Below are 12,924 nucleotides of genomic sequence, written 5' to 3'. Positions count from 1 at the left end.
TCGTAGATTAACTGGAGGCAGACATGCAACAGACCTGGTTCGGCAGCCTGGACAATTTCCGCAAAGGCTCCATCGAAATCATCAAGGGCAAACCGGAGCATTACGCGATGTCGAACGTGTTCGACGTAGCGAGCCGTGCAGCGCCCTACGAGAAAATCGTCGTCGGCAAGAATCTCAAGTACGTGATCGAGACACTGCGCGCGGAAGGCTCATCGCCGTGGTTCGCTGCGTCGCACGATGAATTCGCGGTCGTGCTCGACGGCGAGATCGACGTCTATTTCATCAAACCGTCGGACGGACCGCTGGTCGACGCGCAGACCGAAGGCAGCGTGCGGCTCGACGGCCAGCCGTCGGGCCAGTCGATGGGTTTTGTGCGGCTGCGCCGCGGCCATCAGGCGCTGCTGCCCGCGGGCGCCGCATATCGCTTCGAAGCGAAGACGAAGGGCGTGCTGCTGGTGCAGACGATCCTCGGACGTTATTCGGTCGAGAAGTGGGCCGACATCTGCATCCACTGATTCCCTCTACACGATCGATCTTCTCCTGGAGCCCATCATGGACAAAAGCACCCTGCAAAACGTCACCGCGAGCGAGGCCGACGCGGTGTCCGGTTATCGCACGTTCCGCCTCGGTGATTTCGAATTCAGCCGCGATGCTTATTTCGCTACCGTCAAATGGCCGGCCAAAGGCGAGACCCGCTCGCACCAGATGCATGCCGACGACTTCCTGCGCGCGATGATGCGCGACGTGGCCTGGGGCTTCTTCTACGGCTGGGTCAATTTCGACGAAGTGATCGGCACGCGCAATCACTACGGCAAGGTCGACATGTACGCCGGTGCGTACAACGCGAGCTTCAAGGAAGCGGGTATCGATCACGCGCAGCAGTTCGATACGCCGCTCATCATGGCGACCTTCAAGGCCATTCTGAGGGACTGGGTCAACGAAGGCTTCGACCCGTTCGCCGCACCCGAAGAAACCGGCTCCGCGTTCGGCACGAAACATGGCGACAACATCGCCGCGATCGAGCGCACGCGGATCGCCACCAAGCGTATGCCGGGTCTCGAAGGCGATTCGCCGTTGCGCGACGACTTGCCGGTCAACCGCCAGTTTGCGGACGTCGGCCAGGACGAACCGGAGATTCACGCGGAGCCCGGCTTTGAAGGCGCACTGCATGCGTTCAGTCTCTTCAAGTACCTGTCGCGCTCGGACGTGACGTGGAATCCGTCGGTTACGTCGGTCTGCCAGCAGAGCCTGTTCTGCCCGACCACCGAGGAATTCGTGCTGCCGGTGTTTCATGGCAACGACCGTGTGGAGTGGTTCCTGCAACTGTCCGACCAGATCATCTGGGACGTCGCCGACAAGGACAGCGGCGAGCCGCGCGCACGCATCACGATGAACGCGGGCGATATCGCCGCCATGCCGGCTGACATCCGCCACAAGGGCTATTCGCAGAAGCGCTCGATGCTGCTGGTGTGGGAGAACGCCACGCCCGATCTGCCCAGGCGCTACGAAAGCGGCGAACTGCCGCCGTATCCGATCCAGATGTAACGCCCCGGCATTCCCTCCGATCGTCGATCGAACGGCGCCAGACCGCTGGCGCCGCGGGGAATGTCACGCCCCGCTTTTACTTGCATAGGACTGACATGCAAACGCAACTCTTCATCGGCGGCCGCTTCGTGCCGGCTGCAAACGGCGAGACCCTCGCTTCCCTCAATCCGCACGACAACTCGGTGATTGCCGACGTCGCGATGGCCGGACCCGCCGATGTCGATCGCGCCGTGGCGGCGGCGAAAGCGGCGTTTCCGAAGTGGAGCAATCTCGCCGCGATGGAGCGGGGGCGCTTGCTGCTCAAGCTAGCCGACGCAATCGAGGCGAACGCCGACGCGCTGGCACGTCTCGAATCGCTCGACACCGGCCACCCGATTCGCGACACGCGCAATCTCGACGTGCCGCGCACGGCGGCTACGTTCCGCTATTTCGGCGGCATGGCCGACAAGTTCGAGGGCTCGGTGATTCCGGTCGAGCAGGGCTTTCTCAACTACATGACGCGCGAGCCGGTCGGCATTGTCGGACAGGTGGTGCCGTGGAATTTTCCGCTGATGTTCACGAGCTGGAAGATGGCGCCCGCGCTCGCCGCAGGCAACTGCGTGATCATGAAACCCGCCGAACTCACGCCGTTGTCGAGTCTCGCCATCGCGGAACTGATGGCCGAAGTTGGATTTCCGGACGGTGTCGTCAATATCCTGCCGGGCCTGGGTCATGTCGCCGGCCAGTACATTGCCGAGCATCCGGAGATCAGCAAGGTCGCCTTTACCGGCTCGACTGCGATCGGGCGCAAGATCGTGCAGGCGTCGAGCGGCAATCTGAAGAAGGTACAGCTCGAACTCGGCGGCAAGGGCGCGAACATCGTATTCGGCGACGCGAATATCGATGCCGTCGTGCAAGGCTCCGCATTCGCGATCTTCCATAACCAGGGGCAGGCTTGCATTGCCGGCTCGCGGATGATCGTCCACGAATCGATCGCTGACGAAGTGCTCGAGAAGTTCACCGCGTTGAGCCGCACGATCCGGATCGGCAATCCGCTCGATCCACTGACCGAAATGGGCCCGCTCACCTCGCGTCAGCATCGCGACCGCGTGCTGTCGTTCGTCGACGTCGCACGCGAACAGGGTGGCCGCGTGCTGGCTGGCGGCAAGGCGCCGGACGATGCCGCGCTGGCGAATGGCTGCTATGTCGAGCCGACCATCGTTGAAGCAAAGCCGGAACATCGGGTATCGCAGGAAGAGGTGTTCGGTCCGTTCATGACCGTCACCACATTCCGCACGGACGAAGAAGCGCTCGCGATTGCGAACGGCACCGAGTACGGTCTCGGCGCGGGTCTCTGGACCCGCGACCTGCAACGCGCGCATCTCGTGGCACGTGAGATTCGTGCTGGCATGGTGTGGATCAACTGCTACAAGCGCGTAAGCCCCGCGTCCCCGTTCGGCGGTGTCGGCGCGAGCGGCTATGGCCGCGAGATGGGTTTCGAAGCGATGCGCGAATACACGCAGCCCAAGTCGGTCTGGGTCAACGTGGATGCGCAGATTCCCCCTTACTACCCGCGCTGAACCACCATGGAACCGTTTATCTATAACGGCCTGCCGTCCCGCGTGATCTTCGGCGCGGGCAGTCTCGACCAGCTCGATCGCGAGATCGGTTTGCTCGGCGCAACGCGGGCGATCGTGCTGTCCACGCCGCAACAGCGCGCCCAGGCCGAAGCGCTGGCTGCAAGCCTTGGCTCGCGGGCCGCGGGCGTCTATGCCGAAGCCGTGATGCACGTGCCGATCGAAACCGCTCGCGCGGCCCGCGACTTTGCCACGCAGGTCGGCGCCGATTGCGCGATCGCGATAGGCGGTGGCTCGACAACCGGACTCGGCAAGGCGATCGCGCTCGAAACCTCGTTGCCGATCATCGCGATTCCGACCACCTATGCCGGCTCCGAAATGACGCCGATATACGGCCTGACCGAAGACGGCGTCAAAAAGACCGGCCGTGATCTGCGTGTGCTGCCGAAGACGGTGATCTACGACCCGTCATTGACCACCTCGCTGCCGCCCGCGTTATCGCTGACGAGCGGCATCAACGCAATCGCGCACGCGGCGGAAGGGCTTTACGCGCAGGACACGAACCCGATCGTCGCGCTGATGGCGGAAGACGGGATCCGCGCGCTCGGCCAGGGCCTGCCTCGCGTGATGCAGCAGCCGGACGATCTCGCTGCACGTGGCGAGTGCCTGTATGGCGCATGGCTGTGCGGCGCGGTACTCGGCAGCGTCGGCATGGCGCTGCACCACAAGCTGTGCCATACGCTCGGCGGCACGTTCAATCTGCCGCATGCGCAGACGCACACGATCGTGTTGCCGCACGTGCTTGCCTATAACCGCGCGGCCGCACCCGAGGCGATGAAGCGCATTGCTCGCGCGCTGCATGCCGACGACGCCGCGCAAGGCGTTTTCGATCTGGCACGCGATCACGGCGCGCCGACCGCACTGAAAGACATCGGTGTGAGCGCAACCGATCTCGACGTCGCGCTCGATCTCGCGCTGAAAAATCCGTACTGGAATCCGCGGCCAGTCGAACGAACGCCGCTACGCACGCTGCTGGAAGCTGCCTTCGAAGGCAGACGGCCGGATTAGCGCGAACGACCCCACTCATACAAAAAAATTCAGGAGACGATCATGGACGCACATTCCTTCGATGCCAAACGCCGCCGCTTCGTCACGCTCGCAGCGGGCGGCGCTGCCGTCGCCGATCGTCACGTTCGGATTGTCGATCGTGATCCAGAACGTGTTGCAACAGGTGTTCTCCGCGGATCCGCGTTCGGTCGCCACCGGCAGCTTCGAGTCGCAGAGCATCACGCTTGTCGAAGCGCCGTCGACTCCCCACCGTGCATGAGGTCGGCCATGAACGCGGCGAATCCCGAACCTCTGGCGGTCTTCCTGTGCGCGCTCGACGACATTCCTGACGGCGGTGCGCTTGAAATTCCGGCTCAGCAAAGCGGCGCGCCAGGCATCGTCGTTGTGCGCCGCGGCGACGACGCATGGGCCTACCGCAACGTATGCCCGCACTTTTCGATTCCGCTCAATTACGAACCGAATACTTTCTGGGCCTACGACGCGGAATTGCTGATGTGCGCGCATCACAGCGCGATGTTCCGCTTCGAAGACGGTCAGTGCATCGACGGCCCATGCGAGGGCGCGGCGCTCACGCGTGTTGCGATCCGTATCGAGCAGCGAAAGATATTCAATGACGAGTGAAGAAGACGGGCATGAAGGAGACGAAATCGAAGCGCACCACCGGTTACGTCGAAGCGATTTATCAGCGCGCGGGGGGCGATGCGGAGGTGACGCGGGCGTGGATCAACGGCTTGTTGCAGCCGGACGGCGCGGCGAGCAACCGGTCGCAGACGCTCGCGCGCATTGGTTTGCGCACGAGTTTTTGAGCGGGAAGCCATTCGTGCGCAATCGGTTGCGTAACTCGCGAATGTCTGAATCGCCCTGCCTGACTGGGTAATCAGGGTTAACTATGGCATCTTTAGGCTTTGACATCGGCAAATTTGCAATTTATTATGCAAACGATTGCACTGATGGAGATGCCCCGTGGAAGATTCAAACCATCTGAAGAACATCGTCGACGACGCCGCTTCGATCACCGCGGTTGTCAAGGCGGCCATGAGCCAGACTGACAATCCCCGGCTCAAGGAGCTCCTCGACGCGCTGGTGGAGCATGGCCACGCGTTCCTGAAGCAGGTCAAGCTGACTGATGAGGAATTCGAGAAGGGCCTTGATTTCGTGAGGGCGGTCGGCCTGGCTTGCAACGACAAGCACAACGAGGTCGTTCTGCTCGCCGACGTGCTGGGTCTTTCAACCCTGGTTACGTTGCTGAACAACTCGGACGCAAGCGGTCGCACACCGGGCGCCCTGCTGGGGCCGTTCTACCGGGGTGATTCGCCGCAATACGCGAATGGTGAAAGCATCGCATGCGAGAACTCGCCCGGCTCCCCGCTCATCGTGAGCGGACGCGTGCTCAACACCAAAGGCGAGCCTGTTGCCAACGCCAAAGTCGACGTCTGGCAGGCCTCGCCAGTCGGCTTGTACGAAAACCAGGATTCGAGTCAGCCCGACAAGAACCTGCGCGGTCACTTCTACACCGACAGCGAAGGGCGGTTCACCTGCAAGAGCGTGCGCCCCGCCGGCTATCCTGTGCCCACTGACGGGCCGGTAGGCGTGCTGCTTGAACAGCAGAATCGCCACCCGTTCCGGCCAGCGCATCTGCACTTCGTGATCATCGCGCAAGGCTACGCAACGCTGGTCTCGCAAGTGTTCGCCGATGACTCGGAGCATCTGAATTCCGACGTCGTGTTCGGTGTCAACCGCCGTCTCGTCGGCACGTTCCAGCGCCACGATTCCAGCACGGGTCCGAGGCAGGACATAGACAGGCTGTACTACACGCTCGACTACGACTTCGTTCTTGCCGAAGGAACGCCGACCTACCCAACTCCCCCCATCAAGTAAAGAAGAGGTCTCACGTGTCGAACACACTTTCAGGGAAGGTTGCGGTCATCCTCGGCGGAACCGGCGGTATCGGCGCTGCTGCGGCTCACCGTCTTGGGCAAGCCGGCGCCCGCGTCGTGGTGGTCGGTCAGCGTGACCTCGCCAAAGCGCAGCGGGTAGCCGACGATCTGCCGGGTGAGGGCCATACCGCGGCGCTCGCTGCCATTACCGAGAGCGAGAGCCTGAACGCGCTGGCCGGGTTGGTGCGCGACCGGTATGGCCGCGCCGATATTCTCGTGAACACGGCGGGTTTCACCCAGCCCGTCAAGCATTCCGACCTGAATGCGCTCACCGACGAATTGATCGATGAGATTCTGAAGGTCAACTGGCGCGGGCAATTCGCGGCCATCCGCGCTTTCCGCGAACTGCTCGATGCGTCGGGGGACGGCCTGGTCGTCAACGTTTCCTCGATTTCCGGCACCACGGGCAATGGCAGCAACATCGCCTACTGCGCGGCCAAAGCCGGGCTTGATGTGATGGCGGCCTCGCTTGGCCGTGCGCTTGCACCTCGCATTCGTGTCCTGAACGTGTCCCCGGGGGTGGTCGACACCTCGTTCGTTCCGGGGCGTGGCGATGACTTCAACGACAAGGTCGCGGCCACCACGCCGCTAGGCCGCATCGCGACGCCGGACGATATCGCGGCGGCCATCGAGGCCTGTGCCACACATCTGAAATTCAGCACCGGGGTGACCATCGTCGTCGACGGTGGCCGTCGCCTGAACTAGTTGCAGCGAGGCCCACCATGCATTCCCGCAAGACCATCATCACCTGTGCTGTAACAGGCAATATCACCAAACCGGAGCAGCACCCGGGGCTGCCGATCACCCCCGGGCAGATTGCGACCGCCTCGCTCGATGCGGCACGCGCCGGTGCGGCCGCCGTTCACATCCACGTGCGCGATCCCGAGACGGGGCGGCCCTCGATGGAGGTGGCGCTTTACCGGGAAGTCATCGAGCGCATCCGCGCGGTGAATGCCGACCTCATCATTAATCTCACCACAGGCCCGGGCGGCCGCTTCATCCCGAGCGACGACGACCCCAGGGTCGCGGCGCCAGGCACCACCTTGCTGCCACCGGAAAGGCGCGTCGAGCACATTCTCGAACTCAAGCCGGACATCTGCAGCCTCGACCTGAATACGATGAACTCCGGCGGCGACGTTGTCATCAATACACCTAAGAATGTCACGCGCATGGCTAACGTCATCCGCGAGGCGGGTGTCAAGCCTGAACTTGAGATTTTCGACTCCGGCGACTTGCACCTCGCGTTGGACCTGATCAAGGAGGGCGTTCTCGACGGGCCGGGGCTTTGGACCCTGGTGATGGGCGTCAAATACGGCTTCTCGGCCAGTCCGGAAACGCTTCTCTACGCGCGTAACCTGCTACCCCGTCAGGCCGTCTGGTCGGCCTTCGGTGTCGGCCGTTCCGAATTCCCGATCGTCGCCCAGGCATGGCTGGCGGGCGGCCATGTCCGGGTCGGACTTGAAGACAACATTTACATCGCCAAAGGCGTGCTCGCCGAAAGCAATGCGGAGCTGGTCACGCGTGCGCGCGACATCGTGCATTCGCTGGGCGGCGAACTGGCGAGCAGCCAGGAGGCGCGCGAGCTGCTGGGGCTGAAACGATGAGCGCGCTTCAGGACGCGTCGGTATTTGGCGCGCCACAGGTGGATCCGAGCGTCTACATCGGCCATGGCACGACACTAGTCGGCGACGTGAGCATCGGCCGCCAGTCGTCCGTTTGGTACAACTGCGTGCTGCGCGGCGACGTCCAGAAAATTGTGGTCGGCATGCGCACGAACATCCAGGACGGCACGGTCATCCACGGCACGACCAACGGTCTGCCAGTGATCATCGGGGATGACGTGACCGTTGGCCATGGCGCGATTTTGCACGCCTGCACCATAGAAAACATGGGGTTTGTCGGGTTCGGGGCGCGCGTACTCGATGGGGCCGTCGTCAGGTCGGGCGGCATGCTGGCCGCAGGGGCGGTCCTCACGCCGCGCAAGGTGGTAGGGGCGGGTGAGTTGTGGGCGGGAAACCCGGCGCGGCTGTTGCGCACGCTGAGTGATGAAGAATTCGAGGGCATGGCAGCGTCAGCTGTCCGCTACGCGACACTTGCCGAGCGTTATAAAACCGCTCGACCTGTCATCTTGACCTTTTAGGAAATCAAACAATGAAAACAGTTCGTGTATTGGAAAAGAGCGCCGACATCGAGTCGCTCGATCTGCAGATTGGCGCGCAAGATGCGCCGGACGTCGACTTTGCCGAGTGTCTCGTGCGCGTGGTGAGCGCCGCGGTGAATCCGAGCGACGTGAAGGCGGTGCTGGGCTTCATGCCGCATGCGGTCTGGCCGCGCACGCCGGGCCGGGATTACGCCGGCGTTGTTGTCGAGGGGCCGCAGGAGATGCTCGGCAAGGAAGTGTGGGGCAGCGGCGGCGAACTGGGTATCCGGCGCGACGGCACGCATGCCGGCTATCTCGCTGTGCCCGTGGGCAGTGTGCGCGCCAAGCCGGCCAATCTGAGCATGGAGGAGGCGGGCGCGATCGGCGTCCCCTTCGTGACCGCTTTCGAAGGACTGCAACGAGCGGGCGGCGTGAAGGAGAGCGACGTCGTCCTCGTGCTGGGCGCAAACGGGAAGGTGGGGCAGGCAGCGATCCAGCTTGCGACCCAGGCCGGGGCGAAGGTGTTGGGTGTCGAGCGCACGAATGAACCGTACATCGGCCATGCGAACGCCGACGTCACCATGATCGACGCCTCGTCGCAAAACCTCGACGAGGTGGTGCGTCAATTGACTGACGGCCACGGCGCGGACATCGTGTACAACACGGTTGGCAGTCCATACTTCGAAAAAGCCAACAAGGCCATGGCGGTGCGAGGGACGCAGATTTTCATCTCTACCATCGAACGTCCGGTGCCATTTGACATCTTCACGTTCTATCGGGGGCAGCACACCTATGTCGGCATCGATACGCTCGCGCTCGACAGCACGGAAGGCGCGCTCATTCTCGACGCGTTGCTGCCGGAATTCGAACGTGGCACGTTAAAGCCGTTTCCGATCGTTGAGGATTTTGTCTTCGATCTCTCCGACGCGGCGCTCGCGTATCAGGCCGTTTTCCGCGGCGCGGCTAACCGGGTTCTGCTCAAGCCATGAACGTAACCCGCTTCGAAGAGGCGCCGGAATATTTTCCGCCCAACCACTTTTCAATGCGGTGCGTCCGGCTTCAAGGCCATGAAGCCGGACCGGCGGAATCGCTGTGGCTAGGCGTTTCGGCGATCGAGCCGGGCGGCTACACCACATCGGATGCGTCGCCCGTTGAAAAACATTATGTGGTGCTGGAAGGTGAGGTCGTCGTGGTGACCGATGAAGGTGAGGCTATTCTCACGGCCTTCGATTCGTGCCGCATTGCACCGGGAGAACGGCGCGCATTGCACAACCGTTCCCGCAGCCCGGCGAAGATTCTGCTGGCGATGCCGTTTCTGCGGCCTGAGCAATGCTGATACGGCGACGGCAGCGATGACCGCCCGCATGCTTTCCATGGCGGCCCGCAAAGGTTGCGCATGATGCATTCCAGCTGTGTTGCGACAGATATGCGGCTTGGCGCGGGTGAACAGCGGCATGCCCAGGCCGCCGCTGCCGGCTGCTTTCTCTATGTGCGGCAAGGCGGCGCATGGATAACGGCGGGCCGGCGCGCGTACTGTGTGACCCAAGGCAATGGCATCTGGCTTCCGCAGGCTGTCACCTATTGCGTCCTGGCCGTGTACAAAGCCGATATTTGCGCGCTGCGAATCGATACCGTCCCGAGTGCCGATTTTGTACCGGCGGCGCGCGTTCTGAATTGCTCCGACGTATTGATCGCGATTTTCTCGGCGACGCAACGATCGACTATCGAACGCTCATATGCAGCGGTCGTGGCCCTGTTAGCCGACGAGCTGCGCGCGGTGCCTGAAACCGCGGGGCATTTTGCTGTCCGCATGCCGTCATCCGGAAGCCGTGTCGCGGCGCTATGCGAGGCGCTGCTCATGCATCCAACCAGGGATATGGCGCTCAAGGACGCGGCAAACCGGGCGGCAGTCAGCTGCCGCACCTTGAGCCGGATTTTTACCAGGGAACTGGGCGCCAGTGTCGGCCGATGGCGCCGGGAGGTGCAGATAGGGGCGGCGATGTGCGCCCTTGTACATGGGATTTCCGTGGCGGAGACGGCCCGTGTTCTTGGCTTCACATCGAGCGCGTTTTCGACGCTCTTTAAATTGCGGATCGGCCATTCACCACGCGAGTGGCTCGCGCTTCAGTGCATCCGCTCACCTGAACGAAGCGCTTCAGGCTGAACCTGAGCGCTTCTATGCTCACTCGGCAGAAGCGGGCGCGGTTTTCGATGTTCTCGTTCGCAACGGCGTGTTGCGCGGCGCGGCGGTCGAGCCGCGCACCATCAGTTCGGGGGGGAGCGTAATGCGGTGTGGGGCCGCGCCGGGTGCGGCAATCATCCCGAGCAGCAGTCTGGCGGCCTGGCGGCCCATTTCCCGGTGCTGGATGCGCAGCGAGGTGAGCGGCGGATGGAGCATGTCGAGAAGCGGCATGTCGTTGTGGCCGATGAGCGAAATATCGTTTGGGCACGTCAGATGTTGTGCTGCAAACACGTCATAGCACCCCAGCGCGATCAGGTCATTCGCGGCAATGATCGCAGTCACGCTTTTGTGCTCTTTCAGCAGCTGGTCGCAGGCCACCCGGCCCGCTTCCCGCGTGAATTCGGCGGCTTCGAGGATGACTGTCCCGCTCAGGCGATGCTGCTGCGTCGCCATCTGGAAGCCCTGGATTCGCGAGAGGCCGGTTGCGAGGCGCTCAGGGCCGGCGAGATGCGCAATCCGCTTGTGCCCTAGCTCCACCAGGTGATCGACCGCAAGCCTCATGGAGAGGAAGTCGTCGTTAATCACTTCCGGCACCTGTCCGCCTTCCTCCGCGCGATTCACCAGCACGACGGGTATGCCGTCGAGAATGCAGCGGCGCACCAGGGGGTCGTGACGGGCCGCGGTTGCGAGGACCAGGCCGTCCACCTGGCGCTCGAGCATCTGCTCAAGCATGCGTTCCTGGTCTTTCAACGTGCCGACGGTGTTGGCGATCAGGACGCCATAGCCAACGGCTGCGAGTTCTTCTTCGATGCCACAGACAATTGGCGGGAATACCGGGTTCTCGATATCGGGCAGGCACACCCCGACCACCCTCGACTGGCCCCCGCGAAGCGCCGACGCGAGCTTGTTCTGACGGTAGCCCAGCGATTTCGCGGACGCCAGCACCCGGCGGACGACTTCGTCTCCGATCAGGTGACGGGTTGCAGGATTGAGGGCGCGCGAGACCGTCGACGCGTTGACAGATGCATGCAGCGCGACTTCGCGAATCGTGACGCGGCTCGTTGCCCGGGATTCTGATGTTTTGGCCATGGAAGTCATTGTATAGGTGCAAAGGGTTGCTCTCAATGTTGCAGGTACAAACCCTATGTGCTGGGCGTCATAAATGAATTGACAAGTGTATCTATCGGGATAGTATATGCATACGTTTGCATAAAGATTGTTGCATAGTAAAAAGGTAAAAACTGCATTCGTGACACAGTAAAAGATTACTAATTGATTTGCTTTAAAGCAAACGATTGCATTGATTGTGCGCAAGATTGAATGTGCTTCCCGGGATGCATTCCTGCAACCGGGCTGGCGTACCGGGCACTCGCTTGAGGGCCGCCGAAAAACAGTTAAACGGAGACGACCTTGAAACTGACGACAAAACTCACGAGCCGACTGGCGAAAAAACGCATTCTCATCACCTGTGCGTTCGCACTGGGCATGGCCGCGGGACCCAACGCGTTTGCAACAGGCGAGACCGTTGCGGCCTTTTACAAGAATCAGGTCGATCCGCATTTCGCGCTCGTCCACGCCGGCGTGGACGCAGCAGCGAAGGATCTCGGCGTTTCGGTAACCCATTACGCGCCGACGCGTCCCAATGATCTTGGCGAGCAGCTCAGCGAGCTCGAGGACGTCAGTGTCAAGAAACCCAGCGTCGTGCTGTTCATGGGCGTCAACCCTCATGGCGTCGTTCCGGAGATCGAGAAGGTCAATGCGATCGGCATCCCCATCATCAACTACAACGATCGGGTCGCAGGCGGAAAATTCGCCTCCGTCGTCGTTGCCGATGACTTCAATCTGGGGCTGGACGTCGGCCGTTATCTGCTGAAGAGCATGGGCGGGACAGGCAATGTCGTCATTCTCGAAGGTGTGAAGGGTTCCACCACGAGTGACGAACGGGTGCGCGGTTTTCACAAGGCGCTGGAGGAATTTCCGAACGTCAAGCTGCTCGCCTCCCAGCCGGCGAACTATCAGCGTTTGCAGGCGCTTCAGGTGATGGAGAACCTGATTCAGTCGAATCCGAAGATCGACGGTGTTCTGGCGGCGGCGGACGTGATGGCGATGGGGGCCATCGAGGCATTGGAGGCGGCCGGCCAGAAGCAGGTCAAGGTGGTGGGTATCGGGGGCGTGCCGGAGTCGGTCAAAGCGATCAAGGACGGCCGGCTGCTGGCGACCGCGGAATTCAACGGCTACAAGATGGGCTGCATTGCCACGATGGCTGCCGTGAAGACGGTGCGTAAGGAGCCCGTTCCGCAGACCATTCTGATCAAAGGCATCGTCATCGACAAAACGAACTATGCGCCATTCGAAGTGCCGGGCGACAAACGGCAGTGCCCGAAATGGGGCGATGTCGTGAGTAACTAACGCGCCACGCGTTCGCGCTGTCGCGCTGCCGGATATCGCTCGAACGATACGCCGGCACCGCCAGTGACTGCTCAAGCCACACAATGA

General features: G+C 62.1%; 16 protein-coding genes. 15 read left to right on the top strand and 1 reads right to left on the bottom strand.

Annotated features, from left to right (window positions below; genetic code table 11):
* Positions 1 to 23 precede the first annotated feature (23 nt).
* From AYM40_RS29100 to AYM40_RS29035, 14 genes are all read left to right on the top strand, one after another.
* The gene (locus tag AYM40_RS29100) at positions 24 to 515 is read left to right on the top strand and encodes a hypothetical protein (RefSeq protein ID WP_063499545.1); all 492 of its coding nucleotides are present in this window, start codon (positions 24 to 26) and stop codon (positions 513 to 515) included.
* Between the two features lie 37 nt (positions 516 to 552).
* On the top strand, positions 553 to 1,545 hold the full coding sequence (locus AYM40_RS29095; RefSeq protein ID WP_063499544.1) for a hypothetical protein: 993 nt from the start codon (positions 553 to 555) through the stop codon (positions 1,543 to 1,545).
* Positions 1,546 to 1,640: 95 nt separating this feature from the next.
* A complete protein-coding gene (locus AYM40_RS29090) occupies positions 1,641 to 3,104 on the top strand; it encodes an aldehyde dehydrogenase family protein (protein ID WP_063499543.1) in 1,464 nt (487 codons plus the stop codon).
* Positions 3,105 to 3,110: 6 nt separating this feature from the next.
* Positions 3,111 to 4,169: a maleylacetate reductase gene (locus tag AYM40_RS29085; RefSeq protein WP_063499542.1), complete on the top strand. Its 1,059-nt coding sequence runs from the start codon at positions 3,111 to 3,113 to the stop codon at positions 4,167 to 4,169.
* A gap of 61 nt (positions 4,170 to 4,230) precedes the next feature.
* Positions 4,231 to 4,428, top strand: a complete 198-nt coding sequence (locus AYM40_RS42005) for a hypothetical protein (protein WP_181448437.1) — start codon at positions 4,231 to 4,233, stop codon at positions 4,426 to 4,428.
* Positions 4,429 to 4,436: 8 nt separating this feature from the next.
* Positions 4,437 to 4,790, top strand: a complete 354-nt coding sequence (locus AYM40_RS29075; RefSeq protein WP_063499540.1) for a Rieske (2Fe-2S) protein — start codon at positions 4,437 to 4,439, stop codon at positions 4,788 to 4,790.
* A gap of 11 nt (positions 4,791 to 4,801) precedes the next feature.
* A complete protein-coding gene (locus AYM40_RS29070; RefSeq protein ID WP_181448436.1) occupies positions 4,802 to 4,975 on the top strand; it encodes a hypothetical protein in 174 nt (57 codons plus the stop codon).
* Between the two features lie 229 nt (positions 4,976 to 5,204).
* Complete coding sequence (locus AYM40_RS29065) at positions 5,205 to 6,047, top strand: dioxygenase (protein ID WP_082855510.1); 843 nt, start codon at positions 5,205 to 5,207, stop codon at positions 6,045 to 6,047.
* Positions 6,048 to 6,061: 14 nt separating this feature from the next.
* Positions 6,062 to 6,811 carry an SDR family NAD(P)-dependent oxidoreductase gene (locus AYM40_RS29060; protein WP_063499537.1) on the top strand — a complete coding sequence of 250 codons (750 nt, stop codon included), beginning with the start codon at positions 6,062 to 6,064 and terminating at the stop codon, positions 6,809 to 6,811.
* Positions 6,812 to 6,828: 17 nt separating this feature from the next.
* Entirely contained in the window at positions 6,829 to 7,710 is an 882-nt protein-coding gene (locus AYM40_RS29055) for a 3-keto-5-aminohexanoate cleavage protein (RefSeq protein ID WP_063499536.1), read from the top strand.
* A complete protein-coding gene (locus tag AYM40_RS29050) occupies positions 7,707 to 8,246 on the top strand; it encodes a gamma carbonic anhydrase family protein (RefSeq protein ID WP_063499535.1) in 540 nt (179 codons plus the stop codon). Before AYM40_RS29055 ends, AYM40_RS29050 begins: the two co-directional genes overlap by 4 nt.
* Positions 8,247 to 8,257: 11 nt before the next feature.
* The gene (locus AYM40_RS29045) at positions 8,258 to 9,235 is read left to right on the top strand and encodes a quinone oxidoreductase family protein (protein WP_063499534.1); all 978 of its coding nucleotides are present in this window, start codon (positions 8,258 to 8,260) and stop codon (positions 9,233 to 9,235) included.
* Positions 9,232 to 9,582, top strand: coding sequence for a cupin domain-containing protein (locus tag AYM40_RS29040; protein ID WP_063499533.1), 351 nt, complete (start codon positions 9,232 to 9,234; stop codon positions 9,580 to 9,582). Before AYM40_RS29045 ends, AYM40_RS29040 begins: the two co-directional genes overlap by 4 nt.
* Before the next feature lie 60 nt (positions 9,583 to 9,642).
* Positions 9,643 to 10,410 (top strand): AraC family transcriptional regulator, encoded by a 768-nt coding sequence (locus AYM40_RS29035; RefSeq protein WP_063499532.1) that lies wholly within the window; start codon positions 9,643 to 9,645, stop codon positions 10,408 to 10,410.
* A gap of 18 nt (positions 10,411 to 10,428) precedes the next feature.
* Here AYM40_RS29035 and AYM40_RS29030 read toward each other — a convergent pair whose 3' ends face one another.
* A complete protein-coding gene (locus AYM40_RS29030) occupies positions 10,429 to 11,742 on the bottom strand; it encodes a LacI family DNA-binding transcriptional regulator (RefSeq protein ID WP_335341210.1) in 1,314 nt (437 codons plus the stop codon).
* A 96-nt stretch (positions 11,743 to 11,838) separates the two neighbouring features.
* Here AYM40_RS29030 and AYM40_RS29025 point away from each other — a divergent pair, with 96 nt between their 5' ends.
* On the top strand, positions 11,839 to 12,837 hold the full coding sequence (locus AYM40_RS29025) for a sugar ABC transporter substrate-binding protein (protein ID WP_236720979.1): 999 nt from the start codon (positions 11,839 to 11,841) through the stop codon (positions 12,835 to 12,837).
* Positions 12,838 to 12,924 lie beyond the last annotated feature (87 nt).

Origin of the sequence: Paraburkholderia phytofirmans OLGA172 (assembly GCF_001634365.1) — a bacterium.
Lineage (GTDB): Bacteria > Pseudomonadota > Gammaproteobacteria > Burkholderiales > Burkholderiaceae > Paraburkholderia.
Note: the sequence above shows the minus strand (reverse complement) of the source record. Positions and strands in the feature narration are given on the sequence as shown.

Coding starts and splice junctions, on each gene's coding strand:
- AYM40_RS29100 (WP_063499545.1), top strand. CDS start 24: ATGCAACAGACCTGGTTCGGCAGCCTGGACAATTTCCGCAAAGGCTCC.
- AYM40_RS29095 (WP_063499544.1), top strand. CDS start 553: ATGGACAAAAGCACCCTGCAAAACGTCACCGCGAGCGAGGCCGACGCG.
- AYM40_RS29090 (WP_063499543.1), top strand. CDS start 1,641: ATGCAAACGCAACTCTTCATCGGCGGCCGCTTCGTGCCGGCTGCAAAC.
- AYM40_RS29085 (WP_063499542.1), top strand. CDS start 3,111: ATGGAACCGTTTATCTATAACGGCCTGCCGTCCCGCGTGATCTTCGGC.
- AYM40_RS42005 (WP_181448437.1), top strand. CDS start 4,231: ATGCCAAACGCCGCCGCTTCGTCACGCTCGCAGCGGGCGGCGCTGCCG.
- AYM40_RS29075 (WP_063499540.1), top strand. CDS start 4,437: ATGAACGCGGCGAATCCCGAACCTCTGGCGGTCTTCCTGTGCGCGCTC.
- AYM40_RS29070 (WP_181448436.1), top strand. CDS start 4,802: ATGAAGGAGACGAAATCGAAGCGCACCACCGGTTACGTCGAAGCGATT.
- AYM40_RS29065 (WP_082855510.1), top strand. CDS start 5,205: ATGAGCCAGACTGACAATCCCCGGCTCAAGGAGCTCCTCGACGCGCTG.
- AYM40_RS29055 (WP_063499536.1), top strand. CDS start 6,829: ATGCATTCCCGCAAGACCATCATCACCTGTGCTGTAACAGGCAATATC.
- AYM40_RS29050 (WP_063499535.1), top strand. CDS start 7,707: ATGAGCGCGCTTCAGGACGCGTCGGTATTTGGCGCGCCACAGGTGGAT.
- AYM40_RS29045 (WP_063499534.1), top strand. CDS start 8,258: ATGAAAACAGTTCGTGTATTGGAAAAGAGCGCCGACATCGAGTCGCTC.
- AYM40_RS29040 (WP_063499533.1), top strand. CDS start 9,232: ATGAACGTAACCCGCTTCGAAGAGGCGCCGGAATATTTTCCGCCCAAC.
- AYM40_RS29035 (WP_063499532.1), top strand. CDS start 9,643: ATGATGCATTCCAGCTGTGTTGCGACAGATATGCGGCTTGGCGCGGGT.